We start from the raw sequence: 19,383 nt of genomic DNA, 5'->3' as shown, positions 1-19,383 counted from the left end.
TCCGCGCCCTCTGGCAATCCCGGCGGCGAGGCTGCGTTCCCGGGCCCGGTTTGCGTTCTGTGAGGTGTGTCTTGGAACTGCATGGCTCGCTCGCTCGATCAACTGCGGATCATTTCAGAAACCAACCATTCCGCCACATACTCGGCCGAGTCCAGGACGCCGTTCAGCGTCGAGTCGTACAGGTAGTCACCGACGACAAACAGGTCTGGATGCCCCGCGGGTTCCGGCTGATGTCGCAGGCTCTGGGCGCGCGGCACGAGCCCGCCGGGAATCGCGTTCACGGCCGCTGGCCAGCGATGAACGTGGCCCTCCAGGAAGCGCGGACCGGCTTCGCCCAGCGTCGCCGGGAGCGACTTCAGCGCGGCCTCGATGAGCGCGGCATCGTCGAGGTCGCTCATCTCGAGCGCGGGTTGTCCGCCCAGGAGCCAGCCGAGCACGCCGTACGGCATCTCCGGATCTCGCGCCGACTCGTCGTACACGCAGCACCCGCCGAATCGGTCCAGCATGAAGAACGATTCGTCCAGCTTGGTTCGCCAGAACGGGCGATCGAACAGCACGGTGATTCTCAGGTAATGTGCTGGATGGTCGTGTTGCGCGTGGTGGGCCCGCATCGCTGCCGCAAGGCGCTCTCCGCGAAAATTGATATGTGGCAGGTAATTGTTGGGCAGCGCCAGGATCGCGATGTCGAACGATTCCTCGCGTACGACCCCCTGGTGTCTGCAGGCCACCGCGAGCTTTCCGTCCTCACCCCGACCCATGTCGGTCACCACGTGGTTCAGGCGCACGTCGGCGCTGATCCGTCGGGCCAGCTCCCGGGTCAACTGCTCGTTTCCCCCCTCGATGCAATAGAGCTGCATGTAGCGGGAGTCGTTCATCAGATAATTATGAGCGCCGTACTCGACGCTCGTCCGCTCCGGCTCGGTCGCGAGGTCGCTGTGAATCAGCGTCTCGATATAGCGGCGTGCCGCCGCCTGCCCGACCTTGCCGAGCAGCGCATCGAAGCGCGAGGCGGGGGGCGACACCGCGATCTGAGCCTCGTGACCGCCGAGGTAGTACTCGGATGGGCTGATCATGTCCTTGGCCGATCGATCGAACGAGAGCAGGGCTTCGCACGCCTTCGCACCGAGATGCGCCCGCACATCATCCATGTTGGCGATGATCTGTTCGTCCAGGATGACGGACGAGCCGCCGATGGGGACGATGGAGAGACCCAGCTCTTCAACGAGCTCCTTGAGCGGGTCGTTGCCGACCGACGAGTAGTCGTAGAGCTCGGCCGCGCCTGCCTCATACCGCGCCTGCCTCTCCTGGAATCGGAGCGTGCGGATCTTGCCTCCCAGCCGATCCGTGGCCTCGAACAGCGTGAGAGAGAACGGCGAATTCGCCATCTTCGACAGCAGGTATGCCGTCATGAGACCGCCTGGTCCGCCGCCGATGATACAGATTCGCTTCATGTCGTTCATCTCTTCGTATGATCCAGGCCGCAACATGGGGTCGAACGACTGGGGCGCCTGCGCTCCGGGTCAAGGCCCTCCGGCGACGCTCTTCGTCGCGCGCGCCCGTCGAGGAGCCGAGAGGGCCGGAACGGCGTCCTCGGATCCGATCGCTTCGCTGCTGTCTTGACGATCGTCGATCTGTCGTCGCTTCTGCCCCCTTTCCCAGCGGACCTCCCCGGCCGGTAACCTGCTCACGTCGGGAAGCAGTGTGGGCTTTATTGAGCGGAGCGACGCGGCCATGTAGTCGGCTACGTCCGTATCCCCTCTCAGGGCTGGCCGCTCCCGTTACGGACGATGCGGCAGTGGTGAACGCTGGCGCAGCTCGGTCATGGAGGGCGAAACGCGCGGAGGTGATGGAGCGCGTTCACGTGCGCGCAGCTCGCTGGCCGCCGCCACGAGCGGTCCACGCGGGCCTCACGGCTCGATCGTCATGTCGCAGATGTCCGGCGCGAGCTTCAACGACGGCTCCGTCCGCTCTTGCACGTCACGAGCGGATACGCCGGGGGCGAGCTCGCGAAGAAGGAGACCTGCGGGCAGGACGTCGATGACCGCGAGATCCGTGATGATGCGGTGAACCATGCGCCTCCCCGTGAGCGGCAGCGTGCACTGGTTCAGGATCTTCGGTGACCCGTTCTTGGCGACATGCTCCATGATCACGACGACTCGCCGTGCGCTCGCCGCCAGATCCATCGCGCCGCCTATCCCTTTCACCCTCTTCCCGGGGATCATCCAGTTCGCGAGATCGCCCTTCTCGGAGACCTGCATCCCCCCCAGAATGGCAAGATCTATGTGCCCGCCGCGGATCTGCCCGAACGAGTCGGCGCTCGAGAAGATGGCGGAGCCGGGCAACATGGTGACCGTCTCCTTGCCGGCGTTGATGAGGTCGGGATCTTCCTCTCCGGCAACGGGGTAGGGGCCGGTGCCGAGCAGGCCGTTCTCGCTCTGCAATACGACGTTCACGCCGACCGGGATGTGGTTCGCGATCAGCGTCGGCATGCCGACTCCGAGGTTGACATAGGAGCCGTCGCGCAGCTCCTGTGCCGCGCGTTTTGCGATCTGTTCCCGCGTGAGCGCCATTGTCAATCCTTCCGCGTGGTCCGCCGTTCGATGCGCTTCTCGTAGCGCTCCCCCTGGAAGATGCGGTCAACGTAGATGCCGGGCGTGTGCACATGATCCGGATCGATCGAGCCGACCTCCACGAGCTCCTCGACCTCTGCGACGGTGATCTTCGCTGCGGCGGCCATCATGGGGTTGAAGTTCATCGCGGTGCGACGATAGACGAGGTTTCCGACGCGGTCGCCGCGCCAGGCTTTGATGATCGCGTAGTCGCCTCGGATCGCGTGTTCGAGGACATGGTCGCGATCGTCGAAAGATCGGATCTCTCTCTTCTCGGAGTACTTCTTGACCGATCCATCGCCATGATAGAGCACGGGGAGCCCACCGTCGCTGATCGCCGTGTGCGCCCCCGTCGGCGTGTAAAAAGCCGGGATCCCCGCGCCGCCAGCGCGGATGCGCTCCGCGAGCGTTCCCTGTGGCGTCAGCTCCACCTCCAGCTCCCCGCAGAGATACTGACGCTCGAATTCCTTGTTGTCGCCGATGTACGACGAGATGACCTTCCGGATCTGTTTGTTCTTGACAAGAATGCCGAGGCCGAAGTCGTCCACGCCGCAGTTGTTCGATACCACCGTGAGCTCGCGAGTCCCGAGCAGACGAAGCGCGGCGATCGCGTTCTCTGGGATGCCGCAGAGGCCGAAGCCGCCCGCCAGGATCGTGGCGCCGCTCGGGATGTCGCGGACCGCGTCGATCGCGCTCCTGTAGACCTTGTCCATGAAATCGCCCCCTGCCCCAGCGCCGGGAAAAGTCGATGCCTCGCCTCGTCGTCTGCCGTGATCTTGTCCCCGCCTTCCCGCCGATCCGAGCGTCCGCCCGCCGCCCATGTCAGCCCGATCCGGGCGCGTGTGTGTCAGTGGCGGTGTGCGAAGCTCCGCGCTCCATGATGTGCTTCTTTTGCTCGACTGCCGCTCGGAGCCGCCGTCATGCACGAAGGCCCAGAGGGTATGTGGCGCAACATAAAACACAGAGCGCGAGCGCCAAGTCGCCGCCTCGGTCCGCCGCCCTGGGGGCGGCGCCTTCGCGGCGAAGTCGCGTCTCACGTCGAACTCTCTGGTGGTGCGGAAGCGGGAGAAGGCGAACGCACGGCGGGGGGCGACCGCCGTTGTCGCTTGCGCTGGGGTGGGCGTCGACCGGCTCCGGTCAGGGCCGCCCTCAGCGCCGAGGCCGCCGCCGATGGCCACCCGGGAGCGGCGCGGCCGCGGCCACCTCGCTGGATGCGATCGGCGATGGCCGGGGAGCGGCCATCTGCGTCGCGATCTCCTGTGCCGCGCGCACGCCCGAGAGATAGGCCCCGTGGACCGTCGATGCGTGGCCCTTGTGGGTCGCCTCGCCCGCGAAATGCAGCCTCCCCGCTGGCCTGGCCAGCTCGTCATGGTCATCAGGGGTCGCGCCCGGCGGCATGTACGAGTAGGAGCCGCGCGCATACGGATCGCGGAACCAGCGCGTGACGAGCCAGCTCTCCGGATCGGGAATGTTCGCACCGAACATCGTCCGGAGCACGCCCATGCCCGCGGCGATGATCGCCTCGTCCGACATCTGCTCGAGATCGCGCGCGTGCGACGCGGTATTGAAGCAGACAAGGGTGGGCCGGCCGTCGACCTCATGGAAGCTCATGTTCGTGGACCACTCGCCCGCGTTCTGGGCGATGTACCCGAGGTACAGCACGCCCGCGTCGGACCAGAACGCGTGCGGGAACCGGAGCACCACTTTGTTGAGGACGCCCATGCCGAGCCGATCGATGGCTCCTTGCTTTTCGGCCGGCAGAGGCGGCTCGAAGCGCACGGCGGCCGCCTTGAGCACGCCGAGCGGGAGCGTGACGACGGCGTAATCGCCCTCGAAATCTCCCTGATCGGTCAGGACGGTCACCCCCGCCGCGTCGTGACGGATCTGCAAGGCCACGTGCCCGGTCCGCACGTCGAGCTGCGACCCGAGCGTGGCCGTGACGCGGTCATATCCCTGCGGAAACAGGACGTTCGGGCCATCGAAGCGCGGGCCCCAGTCCCAGTAATAGAGCGAGATCTCCTCAGCATCGGCCGCGAACTCCTGCTCGATGCTGGCGTTCATCGCAAGGCGCAGCCGCCGCCGCTCCTCGTCGGTCATCGCCTGCTCCTGCAGGATCTCGTCGACCGCCGTCGCGAGGGGGATGTCTCCCTTTCCGCTCGCGATGCGCTGCTCCCGGAGCGCGTCGAGTTGCTCGAGGAGCGCGTCGAACGCGGCCCAGAGCGCCCCCTCCTCCTCGGCCGTGAGGATCCTGCCGTCGGTGTCCCACGTCCACCAGGAGCGGGAATCCGTGGAGATCGTCTCCACGTCGGAATCGGCCGCGAGCTGGGTGATCGGGTTACCGTCGGTACCGTGGATCCACGCGGCGCCCAGGTCCACGGGTTCATCCGGGCGCGATCGATCGGTCCACACCCTTCCACCGATGCGGTCCCGCGCCTCGAGCACCGTGACGGCGTGCCCGGCCCGGTGGAGCTCGCGCGCGGCGGCGAGGCCCGCAATGCCGGCGCCGACGACGATGACGCGCGCGCTCTTCCCCGGGATGGTTTGCGCGGCGCTGCAAGCTGCGACGAAGCGCGCGCCGGAGGTGGCGAGGAGGAGCTTCAACCATTGGCGACGTTGCATGCCGCGAGTGCAGACCGCGGCGTGCGGGGGGCGTCAAGCGTCGCATGCTGGGGCGCCGCTCAAAACCGGGCCGAGGCGGTCAAATAGACACCGGCGTCCCAGGATGTAATGATGAAGACTCTTGAGGCGTGGGTTCTGGACCTGGCGTCCGGATCGTGTGGCGGCGGTGAACGGTTCGCGCCGGCGCTCATGTGGGCGCGGTCTTCGTCGATCTGGGCGCGGTAGCCGAGGCGGACCCGCCGGTCGATCCCTGCGTGCCCTCGTGCATGCCCAGACGCCCTCAACCGTAGATGTTGTAGCAGTGAACTTCGCACTGGTTTCTGCGGTTTACGCACTCCTGATAGGCTTTGACCGCAATGCGATAGATCGCGAAAGCACCCGGATGGTGGAAGGGTGGATGAGGGGGAGGGCCAGGAAATCTACAATAATTTATCTCGCTGCATCGCTTGAGGCACATCTCAAGGCCAGGGACGTTCGCCATCAGCGCTTCGCCCGCCGCGTCCGTCATCTCAGGATCGTCCGTTCGCGCGACGGCGTTCCCTTGAAGCATCACGGCGGAAACTCCCACCATGAGCATCACCGTGAGACTCTTCATGATCCCTCTCCTTTCGAATGATGTGATGCGGCGACACCGACTACGGCGGTGGGCTCGATCCATGGCACACAGGGTCGTTCGATCTGGCCCTGGCGATGGCGGGAATCGAGAACTTCAACATCGTCGTCTGCAGCTCGGTGATCCCGCCGGAGGCGTGCGAGATCCCCCTCGAGGTCGCAAAGCCCCATTTCCGGCACGGCGCGGTGATGGAGGTGATCCTGGCCTCCATGAACGGGAGGGCCGGCGAGACCGTCACGGCGGGGCTGGGCCGCGTCCGCCTCCGCGATCGGCGGACGGGCGCCTGTATCGGCGGGTTCGCCGCCGAGTACGAGGGGCACGGCGACGCCGCCACGGCCGCGCGCACCTTGCGTCACGAGCTGGAGGGGATCGTGCTGCGCCGCCATGACGCCGCGCAGGTCGACCTCGAGGTCGACGAGCCGGCGATCGCCTCGCGCGTGATACAGAACCTGCACGGTACCGCGATCGCCGCGCTGTGCTGGCTTACCTATTCGTTCCCGGAGCTGACCGAGCCCGAGCGCGAGGCGCTGCCCGCGGAGAAGGCGCGGTGTCGAGGGGGTGGGTAGCGAACAGGGCTCATGGCCAGTGAGCAGCGCCCCTCTCCGCCTTCACGGCCGCCGCGCCGCCTCGAGCAACAGCCGCCGCTCGGCCGCCGCGATGACCTGGCGCGCCGCCGGCTCGGCGTCCGGGTTCACCGAGATGGACGTGATGCCGAGCCGCACGAGGTGCTCGGCGAACTCGGGTCGGTTCGACGGCGCCTGCCCGCAGAGCGACGAGGTGATCCCTGCCGCCCTGCACGCCTCGATGATCCGCCCGATCGCGTCGAGTACCGCCCCGTCGGTCTCGTCGAACAGCTCGGCGCATACAGCGGAGTCGCGGTCGACCCCCAGCGTGAGCTGGGTCAGATCGTTCGAGCCGATCGAGACGCCGTCGATGCCCATGCGCGCGTACTCCGGGATCCAGAACGCGACGGACGGCACCTCGGCCATCACCCACCGGTGCAGCCCGCGCTGGCGGCCGAGCGGGCTCCTGTCCATGAGCTCCAGGCAGGCCGCGAGCTCCCAGCGCGTGCGGACGAACGGGATCATCACATGCAGGTTCGGCGTCTCCTCGCGGACGCGGGCGAGCACCTCGAGCTCGAGCGCGAACAGCTCCGGATCGCGGACGTACCGGTAGCAGCCGCGATACCCGATCATCGGGTTCTCCTCGGCGGGCTCGTGCTGCTCACCCCCCTTGAGCCCGCGGAACTCGTTCGTGCGGAAATCGTACGTCCGGTAAATGACCGGACGCGGCTGGAATGCGCGGGTGATGCGGAGCAGCGAGGCCGACATCTTCTGGAGGAACTCGTCGCGGCCGCCGGACGCGATCAGGGCCTTCGGGTGCACGCCGCCGAGCGCGTCGAGCAGCATGAACTCGGCCCGGAGCAGCCCCACGCCGTCCACGGGCAGCGCGGCCGCCTCCTCGGCGCGCTCGGCGATCGCCAGGTTCACGTAGAGCCGCGTGCCGAGCACGGCCGGCGAAGCCGCGGGCGCGAAGGCGGCGCCCGGCGCGCGCTCGACCCGCGCCTCGGCCCTCGCCGCGGGCGCGACCCCCGCGGCCGCGGGCGCCCCGTCCGGAGCGGCGCCGGGCGCCTCCGCGGCCGCCCGTTGCCCTTCGAGGACCTTGCCGTGCGCGCCGTCGACGGTGACGAGCTCGCCGTCCCGCAGGGTCCGCGTGGCGGAGCGCGTGCCCACGACACACGGGATGCGGAGCTCGCGGCTGACGATCGCGGCGTGGCAGGTCATCCCGCCGCTGTCCGTCACGAGGCCCGCCGCGCGGCGGATGGTGGGCACCCAGTCGGGCGACGTCATGGGCGCCACGAGGACCTCGCCGGCCCTGAGCCGCTGCCCCTCCTCCGGCGAGCGGAGCACGCGCACCACGCCGGACGCCGTGCCCGGGGACGCGCCGAGCCCCGAGACAAGGACCTCCCCGGGGGCGGGGTGCGGCGCGCCCAGCGTGGTGATCGGGCGGGTCTGCACCAGGTACGTCGCCCCGTCCTCGACGGCCCACTCGATGTCCTGGGGCGCGCCGTAATGCTCCTCGACCCGCAGCGCGAGGCGCGCGAGATCGAGCACCTCGTCGTCCTCGAGCACGCGCCGCGCGCCCTCGTCCTCCGGCAGGTCCACGCGCTGCTCTCCGCCGCCGTCCGGCGCGCGCACCAGCTTGAACGCCTTGTGCCCGACGCGGGCCTCCAGGAGCCGCGGCCCGCGCTTCGCGACCGTGTACGTGTCCGGCTCGACCTGCCCGCCGACCACGACCTCGCCGAGGCCGAACGCCGCCTCGACGACGAGGCGCGAGGTGTCCTTCGTCGCGGGATCCGCGGTGAAGATGACGCCGGAGCGCTCGGAGCCGACCATGCGCTGCACGACGACCGCCAGGGCGGGCTCCTCGGTGAGGCGCTGGGATTTCCGGTAGCTGACCACGCGCTCGCCGAAGGCGGAGGCCCAGCAGTCGCGCACGCGGTCGAGCAACGCCTGCTCGCCGGTCACGTCGGTGTACGTCTCGTGCATGCCGGCGAACGAGGTCGACGCCGAGTCCTCCGAGGTGGCGGACGACCGGACGGCCACGATGGCGTCGGGCCCCAGCTTCCGGTAGGCGCCGGTGATCTCCGCCTGGAGCGCGGCCGGGAGCGGCGCCGCCCGGACGAGCCGCTGGAGCGCGGAGCACGTCGCGCGCAGCCTGGCCGGATCGTTCGGATCGGCCTCGGCGAAGAGCTCGACGAGCTGCTTTCGCACCCCCGCGGCCTCCATCGCCGCGAGGTACGCGTCGGCGGTGATGACGAAGCCCGGAGGCACGGGCAGCCCGGCGCGCGTGAGCTCTCCGAGGTTGCCGCCTTTTCCTCCGGCGGACGCGACGTCGTTGCGGGACAGCGAATCGAACCAGAGGACGTGCTCGGTCACCGTGTCTCCTCGTCGAGAGCGAGATGACTCCGCCCGGCGCGCTGCCGCGCCGGCGGCACGCGCGAGCGCCCGCGCGTGCGTCGGCTCTCGGGCCGTCCGGTGATGGAGCAAACTGCGGACCCGGCGCCGCCCTCCCGGGCTGGCTCACCGGATCCCGAGCAGCCCGCTCCCTTGATAGACGACGAGCGCCGCGACGTACGCCGCCGTGTAGCTGTAGGCGAGGACGAACGCCGGCCAGCGCCACGTCTTCGTCTCGCGGCGGATCGCCGCCACGGTGCTCATGCACTGGCAGGCCAGCACGAAGAACGCGAGCAGCGCGAGCCCGGTGCGCGTCGAGTACGCGTGCTCGCCGTCCGGGCGCCTCGCCTCGCGGATCCTCTCGGCGAGCGGCGCGGGCCGGTCGTCGGCGTCCTCGACGCCGAAGATGACGCCCATCGTCCCGACCATGACCTCGCGCGCGCCGAACGAGCCGATGAGGCCGACGTTGATGCGCCAGTCGAAGCCGAGCGGCGCGGTCAGAGGCTCGAGCGCGCGCCCCACGCCGCCGGCGATGCTCGACGCGAGCGGGGTGGCGGTGACCTCGGCCGCGGCGGCCGGCGGCGCCGGCGCCGCGGCGCCCGGCATCGGGACCTTCAGCAGCACCCACAGTACGGCCGAGACGGCGAGGATCACGGTCCCGACCTCGCGCGTGAACCGCCACGCCGCCTGGGCCGCCTTGCGGCCCACGACGTGCGGCTCGGGGCTGCGGTACGCCGGCATCTCGAGCACCATGGGGAGCGAGCGCCCGCGGGTCGCCGTGCGCCGGAGGACGAGCGAGGCGACGAGCCCGGAGAAGATGCCGGCGACGTAGAGCGCGACGAAGAGCAGCGCCTGCACCCACGGGCCGTGGGCGGCGAAGAAGGTCGTCAGGAGGAGCCCGTAGGTCGGGATCCGCGCGGAGCAGGCCATGAGCGGCAGGACGAGGATCGCCGTGAGCCGCTCGCGCGGATCGCGGAGGATGCGCGTGGCCTGCACGGCCGGCACCGCGCACGCGTGCCCCATCAGGAGCGGCAGGAACGCGCGGCCGCTGAGCCCCATGAGCTGGAGCACGCGGTCGACGAGGAAGGCGCCGCGCGCGAGGTAACCGCTCGCCTCGAGCAGCTCCATGGCCACCGTGAGGATCACGATCTGCGGCATGAAGGCGAGCACCGTCCCCGCGCCGCCGAGCAGGCCATCGACGACGAACGAGGCGGCGAGCCCGCCGCCGAGGGCGCGGGACACGACGGCCCCGAGCTGGCCGATCGCCGCGTCGAGCGCCTCGGTGGCCGGGGTGGCCACGAGGAACACGGCGGCGAAGAGGAGCGCCATGAGCCCGAGGAAGAGCACCGGGCCGGCCGCCGGGTGGAGCAGCACGGCGTCCGCGCGCGCGGTGAACGTCCGCCGTCGCTCCGCGGCGGCTTCGCGGTGCGGCGGCTCGATGTACGCGGCGCGCGCGACGGCGTCCGGGTCCCAGGGGGCGGCGCCGGGGGGCAGCGGGGCGCCCGCGGCGCTCGCGTCGAGCCGCGCGGCGCTCGCGTCGAGCCGCGCGGCGGTCGCGTCGAGCCGCGCGGCGATCGCGTCGAGCACCACGCCGCGCGCGGCCGGGTCCCTCGCGCTCACGAGCAGCACGGGCAGGCCGATGGCGCGCTCCAGCGCGTCGAGGTCGAGCCCGCGCCCCTCGCCCTCGAGCACGTCGCGCTGGGTGGCGACGACGAGCGGCGCGAGCCCGCGCCGCACGAGCTCGCGCGTGAGCCGCAGGCCGAGCCCGAGCTGCGTCGCGTCGAGCACCTGGACGACGAGGCGCGGCCGCCCGCCCTCGCCGGTGCGGTCGAGGAAGCGGCGCGCGACGCCCTCGTCCGTCGCGGGATCGACGACGGACTCGATCGAGTAGAGCCCGGGCAGATCCGCGATCGTCACGGCCGTCCCGCCGGCGAGGCGGACGTCGGCGGTGAGGATGTCGACCGTGATGCCGGGGAAGTTGCCGACGTGGGCGCTGCCGCCGGTCAGCCGGTTGAACAGCGATGACTTGCCCGAGTTCGGCCGCCCGAGGAGCGCGACAAGCGGCCGCTCGGCCGCCGCCGGGAGGCGGGGCGCGCGCGCCTCGGGGGCCGCGGCGGTCACGGTATCCGCCTGGGCGGGAGCAGGGGCGCGACCAGGATGGAACGCGCGAGCGCCGCGTTGATCGCGAGCTCGCCCCCGGAGCCGGTGCGCACATGGAGGGGGCCGCCGAACGCGGCGCGACGGATCAACGTCAGCGTCTGGCCGGCGCCGAGCCCCATCGCCCCGAGCCATCCGGCGAGATCGGCGTCGAGGCCGACCTCGACCACGGCCACCCGCTCCCCGGTGCGCACCTCCGCGAGCGGCCCCGCCGCTGCAACGTCGCGCGCCCCGCGGGGCCATGCGGGCTCGCCCGTCGAGCTCAGCGTGGAGGGGCCTGGGTCGAGGGAGAGAGGGGAGGGGGCGCCGGTCATCATGGTCCGCTGTTGATATTGAAAGTTTAAATCATTTTCATCGGTCGCGCCAGCCCCTGGCCAGCAGCTCTGTGCGGCGGCGGGCGCGCTACGGCAGGCAGAGCCCCTCGCGACGGCGGGCGGGCGCCGGGGCTCAGGCGGCCTGGAGCATGCGCGGTGGTCGTGTGCGGCTCGGAGCCGGCGGCACGGACCGTGCTCACCGGCCCCGCATGAGCGGCGCAGGGACCAGCTTCCAACCTGGCGATCGCGCGGTGCTCGGCCGGCAGGAGCTCCCGGCGCTCCTCCAGGGCCTGCGCGAGGAGGGGTACCGGCTCATCGGTCCCACCCTCCGCGGCGGGGCCATCGTGTACGACGAGATCCAGGGCGTGGAGGAGCTCCCGGCCGGCTGGACCGAGCAGCAGGAGGCCGGCCGCTACAGGCTCTCCAGGCGCGCGGACGAGGCCCTGTTCGGCTACGCGGTCGGGCCGCGGTCGCTCAAGCACCTCCTGTTCGTGCCCCGGCTCCGCCTTGTGCAGCTCAGGCGGCGCGGCGGCTCCATCTCCCGGACCGACGAGGTCGAGGCCCCTCCGCGCCTCGCCGTCCTCGGCGCGCGGGCGTGTGATCTCGCCGCGGTCGACGTGCAGGACCGCGTCTTCGTCGACGGCGCGACGCCAGACCCCGACTACGTGGCGCGCCGCAGGAGCCTCTTCGTCATCGCGGTGCAGTGCGGGCAGGCAGGCGGGACGTGCTTCTGCGTGTCGATGCGGACGGGGCCGCGCGCCGAGCGAGGCTTCGACCTCGCGCTGACCGAGCTCCTCGACGGTGGCCACCGCTTCCTCGTCGAGGTGGGCAGCGACGCCGGCGCCTCCTTGCTCGCTCGCTTGGGCGCGCCCCGCGCGGGCGAGGACGACGTTCGCGCGGCCTTCGAGGTCTCGCGCCGCACGGCGACCCGGATGGGCAGGGAGCTCGAGACGGACGGCATCAAGGAGCTCTTCTATCGAAACCTCGAGCACCCTCGCTGGGACGATGTGGCCGAGCGCTGCCTCGCATGCACCAACTGCACGCTCGCGTGCCCGACGTGCTTCTGCAGCACGGTCGAGGACGTCTCCGCGCTCGCGGGTCCCTCCGTCGATGCGGGTCCCTCCGAGACGGCCGAGCGCTTCCGGCGCTGGGATTCTTGCTTCTCCCTCGACCACTCGTACCTGCACGGCGGCAGCGTCCGCGCCTCGCGCCGGGCCCGCTACCGGCAGTGGCTCACGCACAAGCTGGCCACGTGGATCGAGCAGTTCGGCACGTCCGGATGCGTCGGCTGCGGCCGGTGCATCACGTGGTGCCCCGTCGGGATCGACATCACCGAGGAGGCGGCGGCCATCCGCGCCGGAGATGGCGCCGTCGCCGCCGGGAAGGGGTAGGCGACGATGCGTGCGCAGGAGCTCGTCCCCGTCCTCGGGTCTCACCCGTTTCTCGAGGGGCTCCCGGCCGCGCACCTCGCGCGCCTGGCCGAGGGCGCGCGTGCGCTGAGCTTTCCCGAGGGGGCGTTCGTGCTCCGGGAGGGAGGCGAGGCGGACACGCTGTACCTGCTCACGCAGGGACGCGTGGCGCTCGAGATCCACCGCCCCGGCCGCGAGCCGGTGCAGGTCGAGAGCCTGTCGGGCGGGGACATCCTGGGCCTGCACTGGCTCTTCCCGCCGCGGCGATGGGTGCTCGACGCGCGGGCGGTCACGCAGGTCCGCGCGCTCGGGCTCGACGCGGCGCACGTGCGCGCGTGCTCGGACGCCGATCCCGCGCTCGGGTACGCCGTGTCCCTCCGGCTCCTGCGGCAGCTCTACGCGCGGCTGGAGCGCGTGCGGCTGCAGCGGCTCGACGTCTTCAACCTCGACGGGGCCGCGCCATGACCTTCGTGCCGCGGGAGCCCCCGCTGCCCCTCGCGCCGGACGCCCCGATCCCCAGGAGCGCCGGCTCGCCGCTCGGGGCTGCGGGTCGCCTGGCGGCGCCCGCCGCCCCGAACCCCTGGGCACCGGAGCCGGCGCGCGTGCGGCGCGTCCACCGCGAGACGGCGACGACCTTCACGGCGACGATCGACGTGCCGGGCCGCCCGGGCGGCCTCGCGTTCGCGCCCGGCCAGTTCAACATGCTCTACGCCTTCGGGGTCGGCGAGGTCGCGATCTCGATCAGCGGGGATCCCGCGCGGCCCGATCGGCTCCTGCACACGATCCGCGAGGCGGGCTCGGTCACGCGCGCGCTCGGCCGCCTCCGCGCGGGCATGGCGCTCGGGCTGCGCGGCCCGTTCGGGAGCCCGTGGCCCGTCGGCGAGGCGCAGGGCGCCGACGTGCTGCTCCTCGCCGGCGGCCTCGGGATGGCGCCGCTGCGCCCGGCGCTCTGCCACATCGTCCGGCACCGGGCCGCCTACGGCCGCGTCGCGCTGCTCTACGGCGCCCGCGGGCCCGAGGACCTGCTCTACCGCAGGGAGCTCGAGCGCTGGGGCCGCCGCGCCGACCTGCAGGTGCTCGTGACCGTGGACCGCGCAGGGCCCGGGTGGCACGGGTACGTCGGGGTCGTGCCGGCGCTCCTGCGCCTCGCCGACTTCGACCCGGGCCGCGCGGTCGCGTTCGTCTGCGGGCCCGAGGTGATGATGCGCTTCACCGCGCGCGAGCTCGAGCGCCGCGGCGTCCCCGGCGAGCGCGTCCACGCCTCGCTGGAGCGGAACATGAAGTGCGCGGTGGGGATCTGCGGCCGCTGCCAGCTCGGGCCGAGCTTCGTCTGCAAGGACGGGCCCGTGCTCCGCTACGACCGCGTGGGACCGCTGCTCGCGGTCCGGGAGCTGTGAGCGCCATGGCGCGCCCCGCGAAGCCGAAGCTCGCCGTGTGGAAGTTCGCCTCGTGCGACGGCTGCCAGCTCAGCGTCCTCGACCTCGAGGACGAGCTCCTGTCGATCGCCGCCGCGATCGACATCGCCTACTTCAAGGAGGCCACCAGCCTCGAGCGCGCGGGGCCGTTCGACCTGTCGCTCGTCGAGGGGTCGATCACCACGCCCGCCGACGCCGAGCGCATCCGCGAGGTCCGGCGCCTGTCGAAGGCGCTCGTCACCATCGGCGCGTGCGCCACGGCCGGCGGCATCCAGGCGCTGCGTAACTTCGCGAATATAAAGGAGTTTATGTCGGTCGTGTACGCCTCGCCCGCGTACATCGAGACGCTCGCCACCTCCACGGCGATCGCCGACCATGTCCCCGTCGACTTCGAGCTGCGCGGCTGCCCGGTGAACAAGCGCCAGCTCCTGGAGGTGATCAGTGCCTTCGTCCACGGGCGCCGTCCGAACGTCGCGAGCCACAGCGTCTGCGTCGAGTGCAAGATGCGCGGCAACGTGTGCGTGATGGTGACCGGGACGCCTTGCCTCGGCCCGGTGACGCACGCGGGCTGCGGCGCGCTCTGCCCGACCTACCAGCGCGGCTGTTACGGCTGCTTCGGGCCCATGGAGGCGCCGAACATGGAGTCGCTCTCGCGCGCGTTCCGGGCGGCGGGCGTGCCGGAGCGCGACCTCGTGCGGCTCCACCGCACCTTCAACGCGAACGCCCCGGCGTTCCGCGCGGAGAGCGAGCGGCATGAGCGCTAGCGAGAGGACGCGCACCATCGCTGTCGACTACCTCGCCCGCGTCGAGGGCGAGGGGGCGCTGACGCTCGTGATCGAGGGCGGGCGGGCGAAGGAGGCGCGCCTGTCGATCTTCGAGCCGCCGCGGTTCTTCGAGGCGTTCCTCCGCGGCCGGGGCTACGCGGAGGCGCCCGACATCACGTCGCGCATCTGCGGCATCTGCCCGGTCGCGTACATCACGAGCGCCTGCCGCGCGATGGAGGACGCGCTCGGCATCGAGCTCGGCCCGGAGCTCCGCGCGCTCCGGCGCCTCTTCTACTGCGGCGAGTGGATCGAGAGCCACGCCCTGCACGTCTTCCTGCTGCACGCGCCCGATTTCCTCGGCTACCCGGACGCTGTCGCCATGGCGCGCGACCACCGCGACTGGGTCGCGAAGGGCCTCGCCATCAAGAAGGCGGGCAACGCCATCGTCGCGCTCCTCGGGGGCCGGGAGATCCACCCCGTCAACGCCCGCGTCGGCGGCTTCTACAGCGCGCCGTCCCGCGCGGAGCTCGAGCGCCTGCTCCCCGAGCTCTGCGCCGGGCGCGAGCACGCGCGCGCGTGCCTCTCCTGGATGGCGACGCTGCCGTGCCCGGAGCTCGAGCGGCCCTACGAGTTCGTCGCGCTCCGCAGCGAGGACACGTACGCGATCGCCGAGGGGCGCCTCGTCTCCTCGGGCGGCCTCGACATCGAGGTGCGCGCGTACGACGCGCATTTCGTCGAGGAGCAGGTCCCCTGGTCGACCGCGCTGAGGTCGCGGATCCGGGGCCTGGGGCGCAGGGCGCCGTCAGGCGACCCGGAGCCCCAGACGTCGGAAGGCAAGGGCAGCTACCTGTGCGGCCCGCTTGCGCGCTTCAACCTGAGCTTCGATCGCCTGCTCCCCGAGGTCCAGGACGCGGCGCGCGCCGCCGGCCTCGCCGTCCCGTGCCGCAACCCGTTCCGGAGCCTGCTCGTGCGCCTCGTGGAGATCCTGCAGGCGTTCGAGGCGTCGATCCGGATCATCGAGGCGTACGCGCCCCCGCCGGCTGCGTTCGTCGCGCCCCCGGCGCTCCGAGCGGGCACCGGCTACGGCGGCTCCGAGGCGCCGCGCGGCTTCCTGTACCACCGCTACGCGCTCGACGCCGAGGGCACGATCCTGGACGCGAAGATCGTCCCGCCCACGTCGCAGAACCAGCTCTCGATCGAGGAGGACCTCTGCGCGCTGTCGCCGTCGCTCGCGTCGCTGCCGCGCCGCGAGGCCACCGCGCGCGCCGAGCAGGCCGTGCGCAACCACGACCCCTGCATCTCCTGCGCGACGCACTTCCTCACCCTGCGCGTCGAGGAGGCGCCGCGATGACCGCGCGGATCATCGGCCTCGGGCAACGGGCCGCCGGGGACGACGCCGCCGGGCTCGCCGTGCTCGAGGCGCTGCGCCGCCGGGCCCCACCGGGCGACGCGGAGCTCGTCGAGGCGAGGGACGCGAGCGCGCTCGTCTCGCTCCTCCAGACGCCCGCGAAGGTCGTGATCGTCGACGCCGTGCTCGCGTCGCCGCCCGGCGAGGTGCTCGACCTCTCGCCCTCGGATCTCGCCGCCGGCGCCCCTGTCCCGGTCTCGACGCACGGTCTCGGCGTCGGCCAGGCGATCGAGCTCGCGCGCCTCGCGGCGCCGGACCGCCTCTCGCCCGACATCCGCATCGTCGGCGTGAGCATCGGCAGGCCTCCCCGAGCGTCAGGCGAGCTCGGACTGTCGCCCGAGGTGGCCGCGGCGGTCCCCCGGGCTGTCGCCCGCGTCCTCTCGTTCCTCGGAGGGTGAGCCCATGCACGAGTCGTCCATCGCAAGGCAGCTCCTGTCCGCCGCGCTGGACCGCGCCACGGCCGAAGGAGCAGCGCGGGTCCTCGCGGTGCGCGGCTGGGTGGCCGAGGCCGAGGCGCTCTCGCCGGAGAGCCTCTCGCTCCACTTCGCGGCGCACGCGCGCGGCACGCCGGCCGAGGGGGCGCGCCTCGAGCTGCGGCTCCTCCACGTCGAGGCGCGCTGCCTCGCCTGCGGCGGCACGTACGCGCCCGACCATCACGTGCTGCTCTGCCCGCGCTGCGGCGGCGACCAGGCGACGCTCCTCGGGCGCCTGGGGCTCGGCCTGGACGCCCTGGAGGTCGAGTAGCCATGCCGCGCCTCGCGGTCCGCGTGCAGGGCATCGTGCAGGGGGTGGGCTTCCGGCCCCTCGTGTACCGGCGCGCGTCCGCGCTCGGCCTGGGCGGCTGGGTGCGAAACCACCCCGGCGGGGTCGAGATCGAGGTGCAGGGGCCGGAGCGGAGCCTTCATGACTTCGTCGCGGGCCTGATCCACGAGCCCAGCGCACCCGCGCGCGTCGAGCGCATCGAGATCGAGCGGCGGGCCGAGGAGGAAGCCGGTCCGTTCCAGATCCTCGGCAGCGAGGCGGCGAGCGGGGCGCGCCCGTCGGTGCCCGCGGATCTCGCCGTCTGCGAGGCGTGCGCCCGCGAGGTGGACAGCGAGACCGGCCGCCGCCGCCGCTACCCCTTCACGAGCTGCGCGCAGTGCGGACCCCGCTACACGATCCTCTCGGGGCTCCCGTACGACCGGGCCAGGACCACGATGGAGCGCTTCGCGATGTGCCCTGCGTGCGCCGCGGAGTACGAGGACCCCTCGGACCGGCGCTTCCACGCGGAGCCGATCGCCTGCCCTGCGTGCGGCCCGCGCGTCCAGCTCGTGGCCGCAGCCGGAGATCCGAGGGAGCCTAGCCTCCAGGGCTCCGGGTCGCCCGACGGCGCCCTGCGCCCCGGGCCACGGCCCGACGTCCGGGGCGCCGGGTCGCCCGACGACGCGCTCCGCGAGGCCGCGGCCGCCGTGCTGGCGGGGAGGGTGGTCGCCGTGAAGGGGCTCGGCGGGTTCCACCTGCTGGTCGACGCGACGTCGCCGGACGCTGTCGCGCTCCTGCGCCGGCGGAAGCGCCGCGACGCCAAGCCGTTCGCGGTGATGTTCGGCTCGCTCGACGCCGTGCGCGGCGCCTGCCACGTGTCTCCCGCGGAGGCGGACGCGCTGCGCGGCCCCGAGGCGCCGATCGTGCTGCTGCGGCGGCTCGCGCCCGCCGCCGCGCGGATCGCCATCGCCGACGCTGTCGCGCCGGGCATGGCGCGCCTGGGTGCGCTGCTTCCCTACACGCCGCTCCACCGGCTGGTGCTCCAGCGCGTCGGGCGCCCGGTGGTCTGCACGAGCGGCAACCTCTCGGACGAGCCGATCTGCACCGACACCTCGGACGCGCTCGGGCGCCTGGGCGGCGTCGCCGACCTGTTCCTGGTGCACGACCGGCCGATCGAGCGCCCCCTCGACGACTCCGTGGCGCGCGTCGGGCCGGCCGGCGTCGAGCTCCTCCGCCGCGCGCGTGGGTTCACCCCGCTGCCGCTCCCGCTGCGGGTCGCCGCCCCGCCGATCCTCGCCCTCGGCGGCCACCTGAAGAGCACGACGGCGCTCTTCTTCGACGGCCAGGTGGTCGTCAGCCAGCACCTCGGCGACGCGCACACCGCCGAGGGCGCCGCGCTCGTCGAGCGCACGGCCCTCGACCTCGCGCGCCTGTTCCGGGTGCGGCCGGAGCGCGTCGCCTGCGACCTCCACCCCGACTACGCGGGGAGCCGCATCGCCGAGCGGCTCGCGGCGGCCTTCGGCGCGCCGCTCGTCCGGGTGCAGCACCACCACGCGCACCTCGCCGCCTGCATGGCCGAGCACGGCCTCGACGGACCGGTCCTCGGCCTCGCGTGGGACGGCGCCGGCTACGGGCTCGACGGCGCCCTCTGGGGCGGCGAGGCGCTGGTCGTGGACCGGGCGTCGTTCCGCCGCGCGGCGCACCTCCGCCCGTTCCCGCTGCCGGGCGGGGAGCGCGCCATGAGGGAGCCGCGCCGCGCCGCGCTCGGGCTGCTCTGGGAGCTCCGCGGCGAGGGCGCCCGGGGCCCCGCGCGCGCCTGGTTCCGCGAGGCCGAGCTCGGCCCGCTGCTCTGCATGCTCGCGCGCGGGACGGGCTCGCCGCGCACGACCAGCGTGGGGCGCCTGTTCGACGCGGTGGCGGCGCTCGCGGGCCTGCGCGGGACGGCGAGCTACGAGGGGCAGGCCGCGATGGAGCTGGAGTCGCTGGCCGAGGCGGCCGGCGCGCAGGCGGGCTACCCGCTGCCTGTGCGCGCCGGCGCGCCGGGGGAGCCGGCGGTGATCGACGCCGGCCCGCTGATCGACGCGGTGCTGGGCGACCGGCGCGACGGCGCGCCGCCTGGCGTCATGGCGGCCCGCTTCCACGGGGCGCTCGTGGACGTCGCCGAGGCGCTCGCCGCCGCGAGCGGCCTCGGGCGCGTCGTGCTCGCGGGCGGGTGCTTCCAGAACGCGCTCCTCGCCGCGTCGATCCGCGAGCGCCTCGCCGCGCGCGGCGTCGAGGTCTACACGCCGAGGCTGTACCCGCCGGGCGACGGCGGCCTGTCGCTCGGCCAGGTCTTCGTGGCGGCGCGGCGCGGCGCGGGCGCGCTGGAGGGATGACC

General features: G+C 72.5%; 16 protein-coding genes and 1 pseudogene. 9 read left to right on the top strand and 8 right to left on the bottom strand.

The window, feature by feature from the left end; translation table 11 throughout:
• Positions 1–98: 98 nt before the first annotated feature.
• The 5 genes from WME96_RS32790 to WME96_RS32770 all read right to left on the bottom strand — a co-directional run bounded on the left by WME96_RS32790 (position 99) and on the right by WME96_RS32770 (position 5,823).
• Complete coding sequence (locus WME96_RS32790; protein WP_437285521.1) at positions 99–1,460, bottom strand: flavin monoamine oxidase family protein; 1,362 nt, start codon at positions 1,458–1,460, stop codon at positions 99–101.
• 447 nt (positions 1,461–1,907) lie between these two features.
• Positions 1,908–2,570 (bottom strand): CoA transferase subunit B, encoded by a 663-nt coding sequence (locus WME96_RS32785; RefSeq protein WP_437285520.1) that lies wholly within the window; start codon positions 2,568–2,570, stop codon positions 1,908–1,910.
• A 2-nt stretch (positions 2,571–2,572) separates the two neighbouring features.
• Positions 2,573–3,322, bottom strand: a complete 750-nt coding sequence (locus WME96_RS32780) for a CoA transferase subunit A (RefSeq protein WP_437292382.1) — start codon at positions 3,320–3,322, stop codon at positions 2,573–2,575.
• Positions 3,323–3,758: 436 nt separating this feature from the next.
• Positions 3,759–5,228, bottom strand: a complete 1,470-nt coding sequence (locus tag WME96_RS32775; RefSeq protein ID WP_437285519.1) for a flavin monoamine oxidase family protein — start codon at positions 5,226–5,228, stop codon at positions 3,759–3,761.
• A 280-nt stretch (positions 5,229–5,508) separates the two neighbouring features.
• Positions 5,509–5,823 (bottom strand): hypothetical protein, encoded by a 315-nt coding sequence (locus tag WME96_RS32770; RefSeq protein WP_437285518.1) that lies wholly within the window; start codon positions 5,821–5,823, stop codon positions 5,509–5,511.
• Positions 5,824–5,885: 62 nt separating this feature from the next.
• Here WME96_RS32770 and WME96_RS32765 point away from each other — a divergent pair.
• A pseudogene (locus WME96_RS32765) lies at positions 5,886–6,407 on the top strand (pyruvoyl-dependent arginine decarboxylase); the annotation flags it as partial.
• Positions 6,408–6,449: 42 nt separating this feature from the next.
• Here the strand turns inward: WME96_RS32765 and ppsA are convergent.
• The 3 genes from ppsA to WME96_RS32750 form a co-directional block, all read right to left on the bottom strand.
• Complete coding sequence (gene ppsA, locus WME96_RS32760) at positions 6,450–8,780, bottom strand: phosphoenolpyruvate synthase (protein WP_437285517.1); 2,331 nt, start codon at positions 8,778–8,780, stop codon at positions 6,450–6,452.
• 144 nt (positions 8,781–8,924) lie between these two features.
• A complete protein-coding gene (feoB, locus tag WME96_RS32755) occupies positions 8,925–10,919 on the bottom strand; it encodes a ferrous iron transporter B (protein ID WP_437285516.1) in 1,995 nt (664 codons plus the stop codon).
• A complete protein-coding gene (locus tag WME96_RS32750; RefSeq protein ID WP_437285515.1) occupies positions 10,916–11,272 on the bottom strand; it encodes a FeoA family protein in 357 nt (118 codons plus the stop codon). Before WME96_RS32750 ends, feoB begins: the two co-directional genes overlap by 4 nt.
• 206 nt (positions 11,273–11,478) lie before the next feature.
• On the opposite strand from WME96_RS32750, the gene WME96_RS32745 reads away from it, so the two are divergent.
• Genes WME96_RS32745 through hypF form a run of 8 tightly spaced genes read left to right on the top strand, consistent with a single transcriptional unit; the run spans position 11,479 to position 19,381 of the window.
• Positions 11,479–12,660: a 4Fe-4S dicluster domain-containing protein gene (locus WME96_RS32745; protein ID WP_437285514.1), complete on the top strand. Its 1,182-nt coding sequence runs from the start codon at positions 11,479–11,481 to the stop codon at positions 12,658–12,660.
• A 6-nt stretch (positions 12,661–12,666) separates the two neighbouring features.
• On the top strand, positions 12,667–13,143 hold the full coding sequence (locus WME96_RS32740; protein ID WP_437285513.1) for a cyclic nucleotide-binding domain-containing protein: 477 nt from the start codon (positions 12,667–12,669) through the stop codon (positions 13,141–13,143).
• Positions 13,140–14,075, top strand: a complete 936-nt coding sequence (locus WME96_RS32735) for an FAD/NAD(P)-binding protein (RefSeq protein WP_437285512.1) — start codon at positions 13,140–13,142, stop codon at positions 14,073–14,075. The genes WME96_RS32740 and WME96_RS32735 overlap by 4 nt, the downstream gene beginning before the upstream one ends.
• A 5-nt stretch (positions 14,076–14,080) precedes the next feature.
• Positions 14,081–14,857 (top strand): oxidoreductase, encoded by a 777-nt coding sequence (locus WME96_RS32730; protein WP_437285511.1) that lies wholly within the window; start codon positions 14,081–14,083, stop codon positions 14,855–14,857.
• On the top strand, positions 14,847–16,208 hold the full coding sequence (locus WME96_RS32725) for a Ni/Fe hydrogenase subunit alpha (RefSeq protein ID WP_437285510.1): 1,362 nt from the start codon (positions 14,847–14,849) through the stop codon (positions 16,206–16,208). The genes WME96_RS32730 and WME96_RS32725 overlap by 11 nt, the downstream gene beginning before the upstream one ends.
• Positions 16,205–16,663: a hydrogenase maturation protease gene (locus tag WME96_RS32720; protein ID WP_437285509.1), complete on the top strand. Its 459-nt coding sequence runs from the start codon at positions 16,205–16,207 to the stop codon at positions 16,661–16,663. Before WME96_RS32725 ends, WME96_RS32720 begins: the two co-directional genes overlap by 4 nt.
• 4 nt (positions 16,664–16,667) lie before the next feature.
• A complete protein-coding gene (locus WME96_RS32715) occupies positions 16,668–17,009 on the top strand; it encodes a hydrogenase maturation nickel metallochaperone HypA (RefSeq protein ID WP_437285508.1) in 342 nt (113 codons plus the stop codon).
• A gap of 2 nt (positions 17,010–17,011) precedes the next feature.
• Positions 17,012–19,381, top strand: a complete 2,370-nt coding sequence (gene hypF / locus WME96_RS32710) for a carbamoyltransferase HypF (RefSeq protein WP_437285507.1) — start codon at positions 17,012–17,014, stop codon at positions 19,379–19,381.
• Positions 19,382–19,383 lie beyond the last annotated feature (2 nt).

Source organism: Sorangium sp. So ce406 (genome assembly GCF_051474675.1).
GTDB classification, from domain to species: Bacteria; Myxococcota_A; Polyangia; order Polyangiales; family Polyangiaceae; genus Sorangium; species Sorangium cellulosum_G.
Note: the sequence above shows the minus strand (reverse complement) of the source record. Positions and strands in the feature narration are given on the sequence as shown.